Origin of the sequence: Pigmentiphaga sp. YJ18 (assembly GCF_038066655.1) — a bacterium.
GTDB lineage: Bacteria > Pseudomonadota > Gammaproteobacteria > Burkholderiales > Burkholderiaceae_B > Pigmentiphaga.
In genome coordinates this window covers 1-15946 of record NZ_JBBUKU010000009.1, presented here as the reverse complement: position 1 = coordinate 15946, position 15946 = coordinate 1, and the positions used below count along the sequence as shown (strand labels likewise).

Below are 15946 nucleotides of genomic sequence, written 5' to 3'. Positions count from 1 at the left end.
GGGATGACCGACAGCCAGTTCAAGAAGGGGCTGTACAGCGAGGCGCAGGGCAGCGGGTACATCCCGAGCTTCGCCAACGGTCTGGAAACGACGGCCAGCGGCAACAGCCATGGGGCGGCGACGGGGCAGGTGGTGGTGGAGCGGGGGGCGCGGATCGCCACGCACGTACCGCAGACGGTGACCGAGGGCGGCGGCTATGTACTGTTGCTGGGCGGCGAGGTGCACAACGCGGGGCAGATCACGACCGATGGCGGCCAGACGGTGCTGTCGGCCGGCGATGCCTTCGTGATCAGGAAGGGCATGGGCACCGATGCGAACCAGAACTCGACCACGCGCGGTAACGTGGTCGGCACGCAGCACCTGGACGGTGGCGCCAGCGGCCTGGCGAGCAACACCGGCCTGATCCAGGCATCCACCGGCGACATCACGCTGGCCGGCCACGACGTGCGCCAGGGTGGCGTCGCGGTGGCGACGACCTCGGTGCACACGCGCGGCACCATCCACCTGACGGCGAGCGGAGGGGACACCGCGCAGGTCGGTCTGGAAGAGGGCGGCGTCACCGCCATCGTGCTCGATGCAAGCGCTTCGACGGCGCTGGACGTTCAGCGCGAGACCTTGGTCCAGGATAGCGACAAGGCGGGCGACGGCATCGCCCACCGGCGCGACCAGTCGCTGGTGCAGGTCGCCAGCAGCGGCGACGTGCGCTTCGAAGGCGATAGTCTGACCCTGGCCACCAGCGGCCAGGTCTACGTGGACGCGTCGGGCACCAGCGAAGTCAAGGACGGCGCCGCGATCGACGTATCCGGTTACGTCGGCGTGCGCATCGCGATGGAGGCGAACAATGTCCTGGTCAACGTGCAGGGCTTCGAACAGCGCGACGCCTCGGTCAACCGCGAAGGCGACAAGCTGCGCAACAGCGATATCTGGCTCGATCGCCGCGATCTGGTCCTGGTGCCGGCCGGCACCAATGGTTATGAAACGGACCGCTGGTATACGGCGGGGGGCCTGCTGGAGGTGGGCGGCTATCTCGGCATCACCGGCCATGGCATAGGCGAATGGTCGGCGCAGGGCGGTACGGTGCAGTTCAGTGGCGGCAATCTGCTGACGCGCCAGGGTTCGCTGATCAATTTGTCGGGCGGCGCGCTGGACGTGCAGACCGGCTATGTGGCCCAGACCTGGCTCAAGGGTTCGGACGGCAGCTTGTACAACGCCTCGACGGCGCCGGGAGACCTGTTGTATGCCGGCTTGTACCGGGGTTTCGAGACCGATGCCTCGCGTTGGGGCGATACGGCGAAAGAGAGCTTCTACAACCCGATCATCGCGCCGCTGAGGCGTCTGGAGAATGGCTATACGGTGGGCCGCGACGGCGGCCGACTGGTGGTGGCGACGGCCGCGGCGACGCTACAGGGCGACGTCGAAACCAGCACTTATCAAGGCGAGCGGCAGCAACGCGCGCGCGAAGCGGGCCTGGACGGCTACCGGCAGGCGCAGACGGCCGTCGCGCGCAACGGCGAGCTGGTCATCGGCACCTGGACGCCGGTCTACGACGCTGGCAGCGGCGACCTGCGCCACAGTCCGGGCGCGGTGGTCGACTCGGTCAAGATAGGCGGCACGGGCGGCGACATCGCGCTCGAGGCGGCCTGGCTCAACGCGCTGGAACTGGGCGGACTGCGGGTCTACGCCAAGGGCGGCATCGAGGTGGGCGCATCGGTGGCGGTCGCGCCGGGCGGAGAAATCGCCCTGCATGCGACGCAGGTCGATGTGAATGCCGGCCTGACGGCGCGCGGTGGCGCCATTGTCCTGGGCGACATGGTCGACCGGCACGTCAGTGCCAGCACGGGTTGGCAGCGGCTTCCGCTGACGACGGCCGTGCCGGCGGGCTACGTGGCGCGCGTTTCCATCGGCGATGGCGTGACGCTGGACGCACGCGGTTTGTGGAGCAATCTGCTGCAGGACGGCGCCGGCATCGGCGGCCTGCCGTTCGTCAACGGCGGCCGCATCGACGTGCGCAGCAGCGGCGACGTGCGGGTGGGCGAGGGCGCGCTGCTCGACGTTTCGTCGGGCGCGGCGCTCATGGCCGACGACAGCCTGCGCGGGGGCAAGGGCGGCGACATCGCGCTGGTTGCCGACGCCTACTCGGCGGCCGCAGGAGCCAAGGGTAGGCTCGTGCTGGAAGGCGAGCTGCGCGGCCACGGCGTCAAGGGAGGCGGCACGCTGATCCTGCAAACCGGCAATGCCGTGGTCGTCGGCGGACAGGTCGCAGGCAGCGACGGGGTCCTGAAGGCGGGCGAGACTTCGCTGGTCGACCTGATTACCGACGAGGCCTTCACCGTCGCCGAAGGCGCGGTGCTGCCGGTGGACTATCACTATGTCCGCACGCACGCCAATCCGGGCGAGGCGATCAGCGGGGCACCGCGGATCGTTGCCGGCAATCCGGCAAGCTGGGTCACGCTGGGCGCCGCGTGGACGCTGCCGAAGGCGGCCAACCAGAACGTCAGCTATAGCGTGACGCTTTCCAATGGACAGTACCTGACGGTCGACGGCTATAGCTGGAGCACGCCGCCGACGCTGCCGGCGGGCACGGTCATTACCTCGATCGTGAATCCGGCGGGCTTTCCCATCAATTACGTCGTGGATGCCGCCATCCTGCCGAACGGCATCCCGATCGCGCCGACGCCGGGCGTGTTCAAGGCCGGCACCATCGCGGCCAGCGAGTTGACCTATGCGGCCGGCACGCTGATACGCGCCGGTTCGTCCCTGCCGCAGTCGGTGGCGGTCGAGTCCTTGCTGCATCTGGACGCCGCGCGCTTCCAGCAGGGTTTTTCGCGCTACGAGGTGACGGGGGGCAATGGCCTGGCCGTGGCCGAAGGCGCCGAACTGCGCGCGACGATGCCGGTCCTGCATGCGGATCTTTCCGCGGCGCGCGGGGTGGCCACCGGCGCTGATCCGCAAGAGGCGCTGGAGCGGCGGCTCGCACCGCTGTTCGCCGAGGATGCCGCCAAAGGGCGGCTGACGCAGCGTGGTGGTGCCGATCTCGTGCTGGCCGCCGGCAACGCGCGCAGCATGGTCGAGGGGGGGGAGAGGCCCACCCTGGCCATTGGCGAGGGCGCTCGCATCGAAGTGGATCCGGGGCGCAGCATCGTCCTGAAGGGCAACGGCCAGATCAATATCGACGGCGAACTGCGCGCCGCCGGCGGCCGCGTCGGCGTGTATGGACTGGGTTTTGGCACCGAGAATGTCGGTGACCTGAAGGGCCACGACGGTTCGGTGTGGATAGGAAGCAAGGCCGTGCTCGACGTGGCGGGCCTTGCCCGGACCGCGGTGGATGCGCAGGGGCGCCGTTACGGCGTGGTGCTGGACGGGGGCCGGATAGAAATCGGCGGCAAGTACCAGGCCTACGCCACCCAGGCCGATGCCATCGACAATTTCATCGTCATCCGGCCCGGCGCGCGCCTGGACGCCTCGGGCGCCGCGGCGAAGCTGGACCTGCCGGGCCTGGGCGAGACCCTGCTGGCTTCCGGCGGCGGCGTGATTCATCTGGCCAGTTTCAACGGCCTGTATCTCGACGGCGATATGCAAGCCGCGGCGGGGCGCGCGGGCGCTGCCGGCGGTACGCTGTCCCTGGCGCTGGAAGCGCCCGCCTACCGGGATGCGGGCAATCCGACCGATCGCGTGCTGGCGCACCGCGAACTGCAATTGGTGAAGGAGCAGGCGCCCGAGAGCCTGGCTGCCGGGCTGCGTCCGGGCCAGGCCGATCCGGGACTGGTCTACGGCCATGGCCGTCTGGGCGCGGATCGCGTCGAGACGGGTGGCTTCGGCAACCTGTCCATGCTGGTCAACGGCGTGCTTTCCCTGGACGATGGCGTGGAACTTGCGCTGGGTCAGAGCCTGCACCTGGCATCGCGCGCGATCGTTCTGGCGGAGGGGGCGCCGGTCGGCGCCAGCGTGAACCTGGCTGCGCCTTACGTGCGCCTGGCGGGCACTTCCCGCCTGGGCAAGGACAAATACACCATACCGTTCCTGAACGATCCCAGTTCCTACCAAGGCGGCATGGTTGCGTTGCGGGACGACACGCGGCTGCGCGTGGAGGCAGGCGTGCTGGACGTGATCAATGGAGTGCGGTTCGGTGCCTACGGCTACTCGGTGCAGAGCGGCAAGGCGCTGGTTGCGCGCCACGGCTTCGAGCAGGTGGAGCTGCGCAGCCAGGACGATCTGCGATTCCTCAAGCATACGGTCGGCGACCGTACTTCCCTGACGACCGAAGGCGGCCTGCTTCTGGCCGCTAGCCAGATCTATCCGGCCACCGGCTCGGTGGTCGACGTGATCGCGGGGCGCAAAGGGATTTTCGACCAGTGGGAAACCTATCAGATCACCTACGATCCCGAGCGCAGCCTGCGCATCGAGCGCAGCGGCGATGGCGCGGCGCCGCCGGTGCCGTACTCGGCCTTCGGTACCTTGCGCCTGCGGTCGGCCAACATCGACCAGGGCGGCGTGGTTCGTGCGCCGCTGGGCATGCTGGACCTTGGCGTTGCCGCGGGGAATCACCAGGAACCGGGCAGGATCGTGCTGCGCCCGGGCAGTGTCACGTCCATCAGCGCCGCGGGACTGGTCATGCCCTACGGCGGCACGGTCGACGGCCTGAGCTACAACTATGATGGCGTGCAAGCCTGGTTCTCCGGGCTGGGCGGCGGCCTGGGCAATGTGCAACTGACGGCGGACAGCATCGAAGTGCAGGACGGCGCGCGGATCGACCTGTCCGGCGGTGGCGAACTGAAGGGGGCGGGCTTCTTGACCGGGCGCGGCGGATCCACCGATGCGCGCCTGCATCCGCTGGTGCAGATGGCCAGCGACGGTTTCGTGCTGCCGGGACTGTCGACCAATCCGGTCTACGCCATCGTTCCTGGCGCGCAGCCCGCCGTGGCGCCGATCGCGGCCGAGAAGGGCGCGGGCGATCCGATGATCGGCCGCCAGATCACGGTGGGCGACGGTGTGCCGGGCCTGGCGGCGGGCACCTATACCCTGTTGCCGTCCACTTATGCGCTGCTGCCGGGTGCCTTCCGCGTGGAATTGAACGGACTGGCTTCGAGCCAGGCCGCCTTCGGCGGCGGCACCGCCATGCGCAACGGATCCTACGCCATGGCCGCGCGCCTGGGTATCGCCCATACCGGCATCGCCGACGCGCGCACCACGCAGGCGGTGCTGACGCCGGCCGACACCTTGCGCAGCTATGCGCAATACAACGAAACCAGCTACGCGCAGTTCGGCCTGGATTGGGCGGCGCGGGACGGCGCGCCGCGGCCGCAACTGGAGCGCGATGCGCGGCAATTGGGTCTTTCGCCGGGTCGCCGCCTCGACATCGCCGCCGGCACGGCGGACTTCACCCCTGCCGAGGGTGGGCGCGGCGGCACCGTGGTGCTGAACGGCCGCCGCATCGAGATTCTTGCCGATGGAACAGCGCCTACCGAGGGCTTCGACGGCACGTCGGTCCATGCCAGTACGCTCAACGGCCTGGGCGCCGCCGGCATCAGCATCGGCGGCTCGCCGGTGTCAACGTTCGTGGTGCAGAACGACAGCGGATCGTCGACCCAGAATTCCTGGCAGGTCGGCCTGGGCAACGGTTCGACCGGCGAGCTCATCCTGCGCCAGGGCGCCGTGCTGGAAGCGGCATCGGTCTTTCTGGTGGTCAACAACAAGAATGAAGGCCTGACCATCGAGCAGGGCGCGGGCATCAATACCTTGGGGCAGGGCAAGGCGTCCTGGGATTCGAACGACGGTTATGTGCTGATGCCGGGCCAAACCGGGGTCTTGGCGGTGACCAACGGTTGGCTGGACGTGACCTCGCCTACTGCCGATGACGCTTCCGGTGTACTCGGCGCGGGCTATCTGCACGTCGGCGCCTGCGCCGCAGGGGCGAGCTGCGTCGGCGAAACGGTGCTGTACTCGGAAGGCACGATCACCGCCGCCACCAACAAGTCCTTCGAGCTGGGCGAGTCGGTGCGCTACGGCACCCGCAACCTGGTGCTGGCCATGGGCGGCATCAACGTCGGCAGCGCCGAGGCCCTGGCACGGGCGGGAGCCGCCGGCATCCTGCCCTCGGGCCTGACGCTGAACCAGGGTGTGCTCGACCGTCTGCTGCGAGGCGATACCAGCACCGGCGCGCCGGCGCTGGAAAACCTCGTCCTGACCGCAGGCGATTCGGTCAACTTCTACGGCAGTGTGGACTTGAGCACCATCGACCCGATCACCGGCAAGTCCGCCCTGGAGCGCCTGGTGCTGGGCACGCCAGCCATCTACGGCCACGGCGGCGCGGGCGACGTCGCCCGCATCGAAACCGGCACCCTGGTCTGGAACGGCGCGACCACGCCGGCGGGCAATGTCATCGCCGGCGGCGCCGGCACCGGCAGCGGAAAACTGGTCATCGATGCGGACGTCATCGAGTTCGGCTACGGCCCCCGAAGCCAGCCCGATACCGTAGGCACGCACGAACGCCTGGCGCTGGGCTTTGCCAGCGTGGATCTCAACGCGGCCGAACGCATCACGGCCAACCACAAGGGCGCGCTGGCGGTGTACCAGTCCCGGGGCGCCTGGGACGACACGGCCAAGGCATGGACTTACAGCGGCGGCGACCTGAACCTCAACACGCCGCTGCTGACCGGCCAAGCCGGTTCGGTGAACCGGATCAAGGCAGGTGGCGCCATCACGGTCGCGGCCCCGGCAGGCGCCGCCGCGCCGCTGGCAGACAACGCCACCTTGGCCGATGCCCTGGGCGCCGAGCTTGCGCTGGACGCTGGCTCGCATCTCGTGCTGGACACCGCGGTGCTGCTGCCCAGTGGCAAGCTGAAGCTCTCGGCGCAGGGCGACGTGACGCTGGCGGAAGGCGCGCAGTTGGATCTGGCCGGCCGCAAGATCGACTTCTTCGACGTCAGCAAATACAGCTGGGGCGGCGACGTGACGCTGTCGAGCCGACAGGGCAGCGTCGTCCAGCATGCCGGATCGACGATAGACCTGGCTGCTGAAAACAACCGCGCCGGCAAGCTGGCCGTCCTGGCGCTGGAAGGGAGGGCCGACCTCGCTGGCGACGTCCTGGGCGGCAGCGCCGGGCACTACGATGCGGGTGGCACTCGGGTCCCGTTCGCGGCGGGCTACATCGACGTGCGCGCGCAGCGCATCGCGGATTTTGCCGACCTGAACGAACGATTGACCCAGGGCGAAGTCTTCGGCGGCCGCAGCTTCCAGCTGAGACAAGGCGACCTGGTCATCGGCGACGAACTCAAGGCCCGCGAGATCAACGTCTCGGTCGACAACGGCAGCCTGACGGTAACGGGCCGGGTCGACGCCAGCGGCGAGCAGGCCGGCAGCATCCGCCTGGCCGCCAACGGGGGCGTCACCCTGGCCGGCAGCGCCGTGCTCGATGCCAGCGCCAGCGTGCTGCGCAAGGACAGCTACGGGCAGGCGATCGACGCGCCCAACCGCGCCGTCATCGAGATCGACTCGGGCAGCGGCCGACTGGTGCTGGCCGACGGCGTGCGCATGGACCTGGGCGTGGCCGGCGCTAGCGCCAGCTACGGCACGGTGGCTCTCAATGCGCCGCGCCTGGGCGGTGCCACGGGCAACGACGTCGACATCGACGCCAGCGGCAGGGTTGCGATCACCGGCGCCAAATCCATCGCCGTCAATGCCTTCCATACCTACGACGACGCGGCCGCCGGCACCGAGACCACGGTGGACGGCCGAAGCTACCAGACCATCGACCAGGCCTACCTGGACGGCAAGCACGCCGACAGCCTCGCCTTCATCGACAATGCGCTGGCCAACAGCGCGCTGATGAACGGCAAGCTTGCAGGCCTGCGCGCCCATGCCGGCGCGTTCCGCCTGCGTCCCGGCGTGGAGATCGTCAGCAACGCGGCGGTCAATCCCGACGGCAACCTGCACGTGGACGGCGATATCGACCTGTCCGGCCACCGCTACGCCAGCGTCAATCCGCGCACGCAGAAGACGTCCGTCCATGGTTCTGGCGAAGCCGGCGCGCTGGTGCTGCGCGCCCAGGGCGACCTGGCGATCTTCGGCAGCATCACCGATGGTTTCGACACGACCAAGCTAGGCGTGACGGCGGACGACAAGGGCTGGGTGCTGCCCGCGGGGCGCATGCCTTTCGGCGGGGACCTCATCATTCCGCACGGCGACATGGCGACGCTGGCCGCGGGCACCCAGTTCGCCAGCGGCCGCACGCTGAACTACGACCTGCCGGTCGCGAGCCTGACCTTGCCGGCCGGCACGCTGCTGCCCGCCGCCATGCCGCTGGCGCAGAGCCTGACGCTGCCGGCCGGCATGGTGCTGGGGGCCGATGTGCTCGATAAACAAGGCAACGTGGTGCACGCGGCCGGCACCGTGCTGCGGGCGCCGTTGACGTTGGATGAGGGGATGCAGCTGGCCGCCGGTTTCCGCTTGCCGGCGCAGGCGCAGATCGGGGCCACGATATGGCCCAAGGGGGCGGCGCTACCGGTGGCCATGAAACTGGACCGGCCCCTGACGCTGGCCAAGGGCGCCATCGTGCCATCGGAAACCGACGTGGTGCTGCCGGATGGCGCCGAGATGGTGAACCTGCGTCCCACCGGTGCCGACGGCACCCAGGGCCGCACCTTGGCGCTGGCGCCGATGCTGGCGCCGGGGTCGCAGTCGTGGGACCTTCGCCTGGTGGCCGGGGCAGATCTGGATGCGGCCGATCCGCGGTTGACCGAGGTGGGCACCAAAGCGCGCCTGCGTCTGTCGGATACGCATTTCGGGCTGGGCGCCAAGGTGACCGAGGTACCGGGCTCAGGCGGACCCAGTTATGTATGGGGGGATCTGAGCCAGTATTGGGCGCTGATGGAAATGATGGGGCTGACTGATCTGCTCACCTTTACGCCGGTGTCGGGCGAACCTGTCACGCAGGCGCAGATCGATGAATTGCTGATGTGGGGGCTGATCGGCTCGAGTCCCGATGAGTTGAATGGCTATGGTATGGGCACGATAGTCGGTACCGTCCAGCCGGGTTTCGTATGGGCGGATCTGAGCCAGTATCGGGCACTGATCGAAATGTTGGGGCTGACTGATCTTCTCACTTTCACGCCAGTGTCGGGTGCGCCTGTCACGTCGGCGCAAATCGACGAACTGATGATGTGGGGGCTTATCGGGTCGAGTCCCGATGAGTTGAATGGCTACGGCATGGGGTCGATGGTCGGCGGCTCTGCCGGAGGCCCCCCCGAGACGGTCACGACCTATCACCCCGCGCGCCAGCAGCTGTTCAGCGTGCTGCGTACGGGCACCGGCGACCTGGACCTGATCTCCGGCGGCGATGTCGAGATGACCTCGCTCTACGGCGTCTATACCGCCGGCACGTCATCGGCGTCCCTTGGCGGCGGCTATGATCAGGCCCGCGGCCGCCTGGCCGACGGCACGGTGCTGCGTCCCGAAGGCGCGAGTTTCGAATCGCTGGTCGACGGCGGCGCCGACAGCCTGTACGCGGCCTGGTATCCGGAGCAGGGCGGCAACGTGCTCTTGCGCGCCCAGGGCGATCTCAAGGGCGATCTGATCGGCAACAACGAGAACTACGCCGATCCCGGAGGCTATACCTTCTATAACACACGCCAGCAGATCACCACCGTCACGGTGGGCAATTGGCTGTGGCGACAGGGCACCGGCAGCGTCGAGGTGGGTGTGGATGCGGTGCCGACGGCGTGGTGGATCAATTTTGGCACCTACGTCGCCGGGGACGCCTTGGGCCAGTCCAACCCCTACAGCGCGCGATTGTTCAACAGCGACCCCTTCCTGGTGGGCTTTACGGGCATTGGGACGCTGGGGGGCGGCAACCTGACCGTGGAAGCCGGCGGCGATGCGGGCATCATCGATGCGCGCGGCATCCAATCGATTTGGAACCAGAGGCTCCACACGCCGCGCAGCCAGGGCTTGCACCTGGCCGTGGCCAGCACCGGCCGCGTCACCCCGGCCGGCGAGCTGGTGCAGACCGGCGGCGGCGACCTCGCGTTGCGCCTGGGCGGCACGCTCAATCCCAACCCGCAGTTGCGGCTCAACGAGCATGACCTCAATAGCACCTTCGCGAACCTGCGCGGCGCAACCCTGATCGGCGCCGGCGCCATCGGCGGCATAAAACTGGGCTATGGCGGCGGCGATCAGATGGATACGCGCCTGGGCGATGTGTACGCGGCCGGGGGAGGACAGGCTACCGGCGGACCGATCCTGGTGTTGGGCGATTCCGCCGTCCGTATCGAGACTCGCGGCGATCTGGTGCTGGGCGGCGCGGCCGATCCGGGCCGCACGATGCTGCTTAGTTCCACGCCCTTTACCTACCGGGGAACGAACCACGACAGCGACGGCTGGAGCTGGTTCTCGCTGTGGACGCCGGCCACCGCCATCGATCTCTTCAGCGCGGGCGGCAACCTCACACCGACCACGGCATGGGACGAAATCGCCGGCTCGGATGACGTGCGCTGGGGCAGCCCGGGCCGGAACCAGTCGGCCAACGGCGACGGCTCCTTCTATCCATCCATCCTGCGCGCCGCCGCCGCCAACGGCAGCCTGTACTACGGCGCAAGCGCCAGTGGCGCGAGACATGGCGCCACCGGAGCCATGCGCTATGGCTACGGCACGGTGCTGGCGCCTTCGCCCGTGGGCGATCAGTTCGTCAATGCCGCGGGCAAGGGCGAGTTGCAACTGTTGGCGCGGGATTCGATCCATGGCGCGGGCTATGTGTTCTCGGCATCCACGGCGGATCCTTCGGCCATGGCCAGTCCCTTCCGTCCCGGTTTCGTCGGCATGGTGGGTGAGGCAGGCGGCCGGCCATTGCTGGTCACCAACGCGGCGCCCGACACGCAAAGAACCAACGATTGGATCTCGCAGGCCTACAGCGGCCAGCCGTCGCCTGACGGCGGACGCTTGAACACCGCCGCGCTGTTCACGTTCGGCAGCCCGGCAACCGTTGCGAGCGCGGCGGCGGGCCGGGAACCGGCGCGCTACTATGCGGTGAACGGCGATATCGTCGGCCTGCGTGTCGGCCAGGCGGTCCTGCCGGACTTCCAATTGGGTTTCGAGGACGCGCGCTACGAGGCGTCGATTCCGGTCGCGATCCGCGCCGGCCGCGACATCACCGACTCCGGCACGCCGCTGGGCAAGAAAGACGCGACGATCGGCACTCGTTCGGCGGGGTACGCCTCGACGCGCGGCAACCTGATCGCACATGCCTATGCCGACGAGATCTCGGTGGTGCAGGCCGGGCGTGACCTGCGCAACAGCAGCTTCTACATCCTGGGCCCCGGCCTGCTCGACGTCTCGGCCGGCCGCCATGTCTATCTGGCCAACAACGGCGAGATCAAGAGCCTGGGGCCGCTCGCAGGCGCTGCATCGGCAGGAGACCGCAGCGGCGGGGCGAGCATCTCGGTGTCGGCGGGCATGGGCAAGGGTGCGCACTGGGACGCCTTTGCAGCGCGCTACCTGGATCCGGCCAACCAGGCCGATCCGGACCTGCCGTTCGGCGACCAATCGGGCAAGGCCTTGACTGTCTACAGCGGCAAGCTGACGCTGGCGCAATGGCTGCACGAGGAATTCGGCTACGGCGGAGACGAGGCCGGCGCGCAGGCTTTCCTGACGCAGAAGCAGGCGGAACTGGACGCGGCGCGCGCCGCCGCAATGGCCGAAGGCCGCACCGATGAAGCCAATCGTTCGCTGGCGCGAGAGTACAAGACCGAAAGCCAGCTCCACCTGGTGAACTGGCTGAACGACCGCTTCGGCGGCGTCAACAGCCTGGGCCTGCGCTTCGATCCGGCCACCACCGACGCGCGCGCCTTCTTCGATGCGCTGCCGGCGGAGCAGCGGCACGCCTACCTGCGCAATGTCTATTACGCCGAGTTGCGCGAGTCCGGCCGCGAGTACAACGACGCCGACGGCAGGCGCTTCGGCAGTTACCTGCGCGGGCGCGAAGCCATCGCTACTCTGTTCCCCGAGCAGGACGCGCAGGGTAACAAGCTGACATACGAAGGCGACCTGACGATGTTCAGCAGCGCCTTGTACTTCTACGACATCGTGCACAACACGGCCGGCCAATCGCGTCCGATCCCGGGTGTGAACTACCTGACCAAGGCGCAGTGGGAGGCGATGGGCAGCCCGGCCAGCGGCGTGGGGTTCTACGACGTGCTGGACGCCGGCATCCACACCAACTTCGGCGGCGACATCAGCATCATGACGCCGGGCGGCCGTACGCTGGTCGGCATCGACGGCGGCTTCAATCCGGGGGCCGGCTCGGGCGTGATGACGCAGGGCGAGGGCGACATCAACATCTACTCGCTCGGCAGCATCCTGATGGGCCAGAGCCGCGTCTTCACCACTTTTGGCGGCAACATCCTGGGCTGGTCGGCGGCAGGCGACATCAACGCCGGCCGGGGCTCCAAGACGACGGTGGTCTACACCCCCTCGCGGCGCACGTACGACGACGTCGGCAACGTGACCTTGTCGCCGCAGGCGCCGAGCACCGGCGCCGGCATCGCCACCCTGAACCCGATCCCGGAGATCCCTCCCGGCGACATCGACCTGATCGCGCCGTTGGGCACGATCGACGCGGGAGAGGCGGGGATCCGAGTATCGGGCAACGTGAACCTGGCGGCGCTGCGCGTGGTGAACGCGGAGAACATCCAGGTGCAGGGCAAGTCGGTGGGGATCCCGGTGGTGGCGGCGGTGAACGTGGCGGCGCTGAGCAATGCCAGCGCGGCGGCGTCGCAGGCGGCGACGGCGGCGCAGGACGTGATGCAGCGCGAGCGGGCGGCGTCGCGCCAGGCCCTGCCGTCGGTCTTTACCGTGCGGGTGCTGGGATTCGGCAACGATGCCGCGCCTGCTTCGCAGGAGCCTGCGGCGCCACGTGCCGTGGAGCCTTCGGCCTATCGGCCGGAAGGGCTGGTGAAGGTCGTGGAGGCGTCGGTGCTGACGGCGCAGGAGCGGGCGCGATTGGGGCTGTAAGGAATGCCCCGGGGCACGGTGGTTGCCGTGCCCCGCATGCCGCTGACCGGCCCCCTTGTCACGGGACGGTCATGCAGCATGGATAGCATGCGCGTCGATCTTCTCGATCCATCGGGCCGTGCCGGCGGGTAGTCGCCGGCTGTGTCCTTTTCGAGCGCATTGATGAAAACCTTATGGCAATCTCGGCGGCAACCGTCGGCTTTTGCGTGCTGGCGGGGTGCCTAGTGGGGCTGCCCGCGCGATGCGCCTGGGCCGTACAGGCAAGCGCTCAGGCCGTCGTCCGTAGCGTGGCGGATACGGCGATGCGGTTCGATCTTCCGCGCCAGTCCCTGGCGGCGGCGCTGGAGCGGTACGGGCAGGCGACCGGCCTGCCGGTGTTCTTCGACGCGGCCCTGGTGCAGGGTCGCTGGTCGTCGCCGGTGGTGGGTTCGTACACCCCCCGGGAAGCGCTGGGGCGCATGCTGGAATCCACAGGCTTGCATCCGCAAAGCGCGGGCGCGGGGCAGCGCGAGGCGTTCGTGATCCTGTCAGACCCGCCATCGAGCGGCGCCGTGCCGCGCGGCGAACCGCCAGGGCCGCCCGCCTCGCGGGGGCTCGTCTTCCGGCGCTACGACGGCCTGGCCCAGACCCGAATCCGCGAAGCCTTCTGTGCCGATCCTCGCCTGGCGCAGGCAGGCTATCGCGCCGCCGTGCAGTTCGGCATCGATCCGGCGGGGCGCATCGTCGACGCCTGGCTGCTGCATACGACCGGTGACGGCGGGCGCGATGCCGCGATCATCGCGGCGCTGCACGGCATCAGGCTGGAACGGCCGCCTCCGGCGCATATGGAGCAACCCATCACTCTGGTGATACAGGGCGAGGGCGGGCGGGCGTTCTGCCCCGCCGCCCGCTGAGCGGTCGCGCGATGCCCGACGCCACCATTCCAGCGCTTCGGAGTTTCCTGGTATCGCGCTACGCCGACCTGAAGCGTACGCTGACGCGCCGGCTGGGGTGCGCCGACCTGGCCGGCGACGCGTTGCAGGATACCTGGTTGAAGCTGGAAAGCCGGGACGATGCCGAGGGCGTGAGAGAGCCGTTCGCCTATCTATTGAGGACCGCGGTCAATGTCGCGTACGACCGGCAGCGCAATCAGAGCAGGCTGGTGTCCGCGAGCGAGATCGAGGCGCTGCTGGCCGAACAGCCGGACCCGGCCCCCGAGCCGCCGGATGCGTTGACCGCCCGCCGCGAGCTGGACACGCTGATGGCGGCTATCGGGAAGCTTCCCGAGCGGCGGCGCCAGATTCTCGTCATGGTGCGATGGGAACACGTGCCGCAGCGGGAAGTGGCCGAACGCCTGGGGGTGTCGCTGCGCACGGTCGAACAGGAATTGAAGAAGGCCCACGATTTCTGCGCCGCGCGAGTGGGCCGGACAAGACAGGAAAAATGAGTATGTGGTTTTTGCCGTGCCGATCCGTCGTTCATGTAGACGGCACACCCATGGACGGCCACGCGGCAGAGGCGGGGCGATGAAGACTTCGACGGAGCGGGACGCGTACGGCGACGGTTCGCGCATACAGCGCGAGGCGCAGGCTTGGTTGCGCCGCCTGACTTCGGGCGAAGCCACGCAGCTCGACGTGGACGGATTCCGCCGTTGGCGTGGCAGCAGTCCGGCGCATGGCGAGGCTTTCGCAGAGGCCCGGCGGGTATGGAACATGCTCGATCCCGCGGCCGCGCGGCTTGTCTCGGCCGGCCTGGGGGTGGTTCCTGCCGCGCCGGCGGACCGAGCATGGCGACGCCGTGCTTTCCTGGGCGCGGCTCTGGGCGCCGCGGGGGCAGCCGGCGTGGCGGCGGTCGCGCCGCTGTCGCTGTGGCCCGGCGCCGGAGAGTGGGGGGCCGACTATCGGACCAGCACCGGCGAACAGCGCCGGCTCGATTTTACGGATCAGGCCCGGGTCGAACTGAATACCCGTACGGCGTTGAATCGGTATGAGGTCGATGGCCGAATGCGGGGCGTGCGGTTGATCCAGGGGGAGGCGGCCGTGGACTTGGCGGCGTCTTCCACGCCGTTCGAAGTCGTGGCCGGGGCGGGCCACGTCATTGGGGAGGCGGGTGGGTTCGTCGTGCGCCATCTGGGCAGGTCGAGCTGCGTCACCTGCATCGAAGGCCTGGTCCGGGTGGAGCATCCCCGGGGCGTGCGCCAACTCGCGGGAGGACAGCAACTGTCCTATGACGATACCGCGGTACGGGACGTGGCCACCGTGAATACCGAGGAATGGTCGGCCTGGCGGCAAGGCTTGCTGGTCTTCAGGAAGGCGCCGTTGTCCACGGTGATCGACGAAATCAATCGCTATCGCTCCGGCAAGGTGGTGCTGTGGGCGGATGCCTTGCGTGATCGCGAAGTGAGCGGCCGGTTCTCGATCGCCTCGCTCGATACGGTGTTACTGCAGATCCAGCGTTCGTATGGGCTGCGTTCGCAGTCCCTGCCCGGCGGAGTGCTGATTCTCAGCTGAAATGCCGCCTGCCCCCGGCCCGCTCATGACAAAAGAAAGTCTAGTGGGTTTTGCGGCCAGGATCAGTCAACCCAGTAAGACCCCCATCGCGCCGTTCGGCGCATGGGGGGCGCGATACGACTCGAATCATCGCTGGGGATCAGATGAGCACTCATGAACGCCGCGCAGGCACCTTCACTTACCTCCGCAACCACCAGGCCAGGCTGCGTCGTTCGCCGTTGACCCATGCCATCGCGCTGGCCCTGGCGGCGGGAGGCGCGGCCGACCCTGCGCATGCGCAGCATGCGTTCAGTCCGGCGTGGTTCGCGGCCAAGGGAGCGGCGCAGGGCACGGCGACGGCGACGGGGCGCTTGCCCAATGGCTTGCCGGCCTCGTCGCTGACGGCGCCCGAGCAGCAATCGGCGGCGGCGCGGCAGAAGCTGCAGACCTCGATCAACAACCTGAACCTGGCGGCG

The 15946-nt window shown here is 68.7% G+C and carries 5 protein-coding genes; all 5 read left to right on the top strand.

Annotated elements, in window-relative coordinates; all coding sequences use genetic code 11:
- The first annotated feature begins 132 nt into the window (after nt 1–132).
- On the top strand, nt 133–13002 hold the full coding sequence (locus tag WKR98_RS29170; RefSeq protein ID WP_341435414.1) for a filamentous hemagglutinin family protein: 12870 nt from the start codon (nt 133–135) through the stop codon (nt 13000–13002).
- A gap of 302 nt (nt 13003–13304) precedes the next feature.
- On the top strand, nt 13305–13895 hold the full coding sequence (locus WKR98_RS29165; RefSeq protein ID WP_341435413.1) for a secretin and TonB N-terminal domain-containing protein: 591 nt from the start codon (nt 13305–13307) through the stop codon (nt 13893–13895).
- Nucleotides 13896–13906: 11 nt separating this feature from the next.
- Nucleotides 13907–14428 carry an RNA polymerase sigma factor gene (locus WKR98_RS29160; RefSeq protein ID WP_341435412.1) on the top strand — a complete coding sequence of 174 codons (522 nt, stop codon included), beginning with the start codon at nt 13907–13909 and terminating at the stop codon, nt 14426–14428.
- 79 nt (nt 14429–14507) lie between these two features.
- Nucleotides 14508–15491 carry a FecR family protein gene (locus WKR98_RS29155; protein ID WP_341435411.1) on the top strand — a complete coding sequence of 328 codons (984 nt, stop codon included), beginning with the start codon at nt 14508–14510 and terminating at the stop codon, nt 15489–15491.
- Between the two features lie 143 nt (nt 15492–15634).
- A partial coding sequence (locus tag WKR98_RS29150; RefSeq protein WP_341435410.1) for a hypothetical protein occupies nt 15635–15946 on the top strand: 312 nt, incomplete at its 3' end.